The organism is Syntrophomonas sp. UBA5494, from assembly GCF_002426325.1.
Map to the genome: position 1 here is coordinate 5,206 of NZ_DIPG01000023.1, position 4,359 is coordinate 9,564.

Annotated in this window: 4 protein-coding genes and 1 riboswitch; of the genes, 2 read left to right on the plus strand and 2 right to left on the minus strand. The window is 48.5% G+C overall.

The genetic code is table 11. The features are described from left to right. Both B3W37_RS02600 and fdhD read right to left on the minus strand, forming a co-directional pair. Nucleotides 1-1,217 (minus strand): molybdopterin-dependent oxidoreductase (locus B3W37_RS02600; protein ID WP_483174690.1); only part of this gene is annotated, 1,217 nt, incomplete at its 3' end. A 147-nt stretch (nt 1,218-1,364) separates the two neighbouring features. Further along, a riboswitch (molybdenum cofactor riboswitch) is annotated at nt 1,365-1,483 on the minus strand. Between the two features lie 144 nt (nt 1,484-1,627). Further along, nucleotides 1,628-2,401, minus strand: coding sequence for a formate dehydrogenase accessory sulfurtransferase FdhD (gene fdhD / locus B3W37_RS02605; protein WP_483171903.1), 774 nt, complete (start codon nt 2,399-2,401; stop codon nt 1,628-1,630). Nucleotides 2,402-2,728: 327 nt separating this feature from the next. Between fdhD and B3W37_RS02610 the strand changes: the two genes are divergently transcribed. Next, the gene (locus tag B3W37_RS02610; protein WP_481038257.1) at nt 2,729-3,184 is read left to right on the plus strand and encodes a MarR family winged helix-turn-helix transcriptional regulator; all 456 of its coding nucleotides are present in this window, start codon (nt 2,729-2,731) and stop codon (nt 3,182-3,184) included. Nucleotides 3,185-3,354: 170 nt separating this feature from the next. Beyond that, complete coding sequence (locus B3W37_RS02615) at nt 3,355-4,140, plus strand: 4Fe-4S binding protein (protein ID WP_483171902.1); 786 nt, start codon at nt 3,355-3,357, stop codon at nt 4,138-4,140. Nucleotides 4,141-4,359: the final 219 nt, after the last annotated feature.

Consider the following 4,359-nt stretch of genomic DNA (forward strand, 5'->3'; position numbering starts at 1 on the left):
GCCGCCTGGCGCATTTTGTATCCGATGACCGGATGGGCTTCAGTGGCATTGGTCCCGACCAGCAGCATCATCTGGGCTTGTTCGGTGATTTCGTTTATGGGGTTGGTCATCGCGCCGCTTCCAAAAGTGGTAGCCAGACCGGCTACAGTGGGCGCGTGTCAGGTACGGGCGCAATGGTCCACATTATTGGTTCCCATTGCCGCGCGGGCAAACTTCTGCACCAGGAAATTCTCCTCATTGGTACAACGGGCTGAACTTAAGGCAGCAAAAGCGTCCGGTCCATATTTTGCCTTAATGTCATTTAAACGGGCAGCGATTACATCGAAGGCTTCATCCCAGCTGGCGGGAACGAATTGACCCTCTTTTTTGATGAGCGGTGTAGTGAGGCGGTTTTCATTATAGATGAAATCCCATCCGAAACGGCCTTTAACGCACAACATACGCCCGTTTACGGTGCTTTCGGGGCTGGATAGTACGCCATGTATTTTACCGTCTTTAAGCGCCAGGTCAAAGTTGCATCCGGTACCGCAGAACGGGCAGGTGGTTCTGATCCGTTCATATTCCCAGCGCCGTCCCTGACCGGCCATACTCTTCTCGGTTAAAGCCCCGGTCGGGCACACGGCCACGCACTGCCCGCAGAAAACACAGTCTGATTCGATATAATCCACATCCGCAGCAGTAGTGGCTTTGCGGTCAAAGCCCCGATACAGGAAAGACAGGTTGTCCTGACCAGTCATCTCCTCACAGGCGCGAACGCAAGCGCCGCACAGGATACATTTGTTCAGGTCCCTGACAATAAAAGGATTGCTGGCATCAACAGCGTAGTGGTGCCTTTCCCCGGCAAAACTGCTCTCTTTAACGCCATAGCGATAACAGTATTCAGCCAGCTTGCAATCCCCCATTTTTTCGCAGGTCATACAATCCAAGGGATGGTTGGCCACCAACAATTCCAGTATGGTTTTACGGGCTTCAACCACTGATTCTGATTCGGTGTCTACTTCCATCCCCGGGTAAACCGGAGTAACACACGCCGCGGGCAATAGACGATTGCCTTTCACTTCGACTACGCACATGCGGCATGCCCCCAGCGGACTCAAATCGGGATCATAACAAAACCGTGGTATATCAATCCCAACCATATCCGCAGCCTGCAAAATAGTGCTTCCTGCCGGAACCTGAACCTCCTTTCCGTTCATCACAATAGTTACCATTTCCAAAACCTTCACCCCTTTCGTTTTTTGGACAGATATAAACACAAAAAACCTCCTGCTTTAGAAACAGGAGGTTTTTGCATTTGCCCGCTTAAAGATCAGAAAAAGACACTTAATTCTGACCATGATCCGACAAACACCAGCCTTCAATATTAATATTGAAGACTAACTCCTTTCCAAGCACGGGAGGCAGGCCTGTTTCCCGGCCTACCCAACGGTTGAGGAGCCATAGCATTTGCTTTAGGCTCAGCAACTCGGAGTATTAAGTATTAAATTTAAAATTAAAACTGGGGCGTTTTCTCTATTACCTGTATATTAGACATTTTTCTTAAAACTCCTGCTAGGGATAATTATTTCCCAAGCAAAAAGGATGGGGCTCCTCCCCCCTGAAGTTCCTGTCATCCCTTGGTGAGAAGCTAGCCAAAACAGACCCGTTCCGGATGACTGTAAACATTGAAGCGTTCGCCGCGAGCAAAGCCGACCACGGTGATACCCAGCTCCCTGGCCCGATCAACCGTTAAGAGGGTTGGAGCCGATCGTGACAGGATAAAGGGTATCCGGTTGTAGGCAGCCTTCTGAAGGATTTCAAAAGCCACCCGCCCGCTTAAAACCAGACACTTATCATGGAGTGGAATCTTGTTTAGAAAAGCATAGCCGAACACCTTGTCCACTGCGTTATGCCGGCCGATATCCTCGAAGCGTTTGATCAAACCCTCTGGCCCGCCCAATCCGGCACTGTGAACTCCGCCGGTCTTTTTGAAAGTATATGATTTCTCATCCAGTTCGCTGATTATCGCCAGTAATTGCCCGGGTGTAAAAAGGCCCTGACCCGGGGGCTGCTTCATCAAGGGCTTTAATACCCCATAGCCCCGACCTATGCAGGTATTGATGGTTTTAATCGATTCAGTATAATTTCCGGGCTGCCCCTCGATGACAATATCTACCCCATCGTCCTTCGACTCGGTTAAACTCAATAATTGGCCGGATGGTTCTATGATCCCTTCACTGATAAGATACCCGGCAGCCAGTTCCCGTCCGGCATGAGGTGAAGAAGCCAATCTGACCACTTCCTCACCATTGAGCTTTATCTTAAGGTATCTCTCCGTAACCAGGGGTTCCAGGCTCGGTTTAACCTGGCCTTGATCAAAAGCAACAACCTCCCTGTACTCAGTCAACTCCTTTTTATCCATGTTTGCCGCCTCCCCATTGCTCTGACGTCTTTTCGTTTGCCAAGTGCTCCCGGTGCTTTTTGAAAAGGGTTGGTTAGCATAATTTAATCATACTTGTTCATAAGTATCCAGGCTAATGGGTGCAGATCAAACAGCAGAACCCGTTCCCCAATAATATTCAGTCCAGAGTAAACTGAAGCCATAATGATGGACTCCCTCTACTTCATCTTGTAACAAATGGGCGCCAGGCATCAAAAAGATATGTTGTCAAATAGCATAATATGTGTATATACTCATATCAATAGATATACCCGTCTCGCTTTCTATAACCAAAAATGAGGTGTTGGCATGTCAGCCCAGGACGATAATGACAAGAAAATGGCCGCAGCCATGGGCCGGGCCTGCGTTTTTTATAATATCCGCAAAACGACTCGGATGTTAACTTCCTATTATGACCGGGTCTTGAGTCCTTGCGGACTAAAGACAACTCAGTTTTCCTTACTGATGAATGTTCTTTTGCTGGAATCTGCAACGGTTTCACAATTAGCCCGGCAGCTGGGAATGGACCGCACCACTCTGAGCAGAAATGTGCGTCTGCTGGCGCAAAAAGGCTTGCTGCGCCTAGGCAGCGGCGAGGATCGCCGCGAACAACGTATCAGCCTGACCGCAGAGGGCAGACTGGCTATCGATCAAGCCATACCGTTTTGGCAGCAAGCTCAATCCGAGGTGGAGAAACAATTAGGTCAGGAATGGGTTAAAGATTTTCTTTCCAGCTTGAGGAGAATAAACCGTACGGAATTATAAGATATTTTTTAACATATTATGTGTATATACACTGTTTCTCTTGGGATGACTGGTCAAGCTGACATATATTCGGTAAAGGGGGTGCCCGTGAGATATGTAAATAGAATGGGATCGGGCTCTGATGTTTTGGAACTGATTTACAGGTTAATAGAATTGGGGAGGTAACTAACTTGAACAATTTGGATTTAAGCGCAGCCAAAAAGAGGATTAAAACATTTATGCGCAATGTTGGAGTGGACGATATTGGGTTCGCCAATCTGAAAGACTATGATAGTCCCAAATCTCCGGTGGTTACAGACTTTTTCCCCCAGGCTCGTTCTATCGTGGTCTTGGCATATAAGGAGTTAAGCACTTGCGCCAGCACCAATATGCAGATTGCCATGAACGGAAGACTGGATCTCATGGAATTCTCGCGTTCCTGCAATTATAAACTGGCCCGCCTGCTGGAAAAGGAATTCGGTGATCAGGCCATGACTGTACCTGTCTCTTATCCCCTGGAAATGAGTAAAAGAACCGGCGGTGCGGTTGGTGAGGTATCCCTGCGCCATGCTGCCCATGCAGCGGGACTGGGCGTGTTCGGGAGGAACAATCTCCTCTTGCACCCCAGGTATGGCAGCCGAATAGTATTCACCGCGGTCTTGAGTACGCTTGATTTTGATTCAGACCCCAAGATCGAAGACGAGCTCTGCACCTATTGTGACATTTGTGTGGAAAGCTGCCCGGTTGGGGCGCTGGATGAAGAAGGCCAAACAAATGTTAACAGATGCCTGAGGAACTCTCAGCCTTATGGGCTGGGCGCTTCCATCGGTTTCTGGAGCAAAATGTCCGAAAGCAGTGTGGAGGAACAGAAAAAGCTGCTGCTGGACGATCACTACTGGCGCCTTTATCAGGCCCAATTAATCGGTTTTCAGTATTGCTGTTTCAATTGCCTCAGCACCTGCCCCATTGGACAATAGATATAGGGTTTCTTTCAACCCATTGGCTTAACAAACATAATGATCGCAAAGGGAGATACCTTAATCGGTATCCCCCTTCACGATAAGATAGAAAAGGGTGCTATGGAAGATTGTTTGGGGAAATGATCAGCGTTAACGATGCAAAACGATAAGGTCTGCTCTATCTTTTCAAGGACAGCCCTTAACCCCCATGGACTGGCACTGATTAATAACGCCGGG

Bases quoted from the DNA above. Each gene is read 5' to 3' on its own strand.
- fdhD (WP_483171903.1), bottom strand. From the start codon at position 2,401: ATGGATAAAAAGGAGTTGACTGAGTACAGGGAGGTTGTTGCTTTTGAT.
- B3W37_RS02610 (WP_481038257.1), top strand. From the start codon at position 2,729: ATGTCAGCCCAGGACGATAATGACAAGAAAATGGCCGCAGCCATGGGC.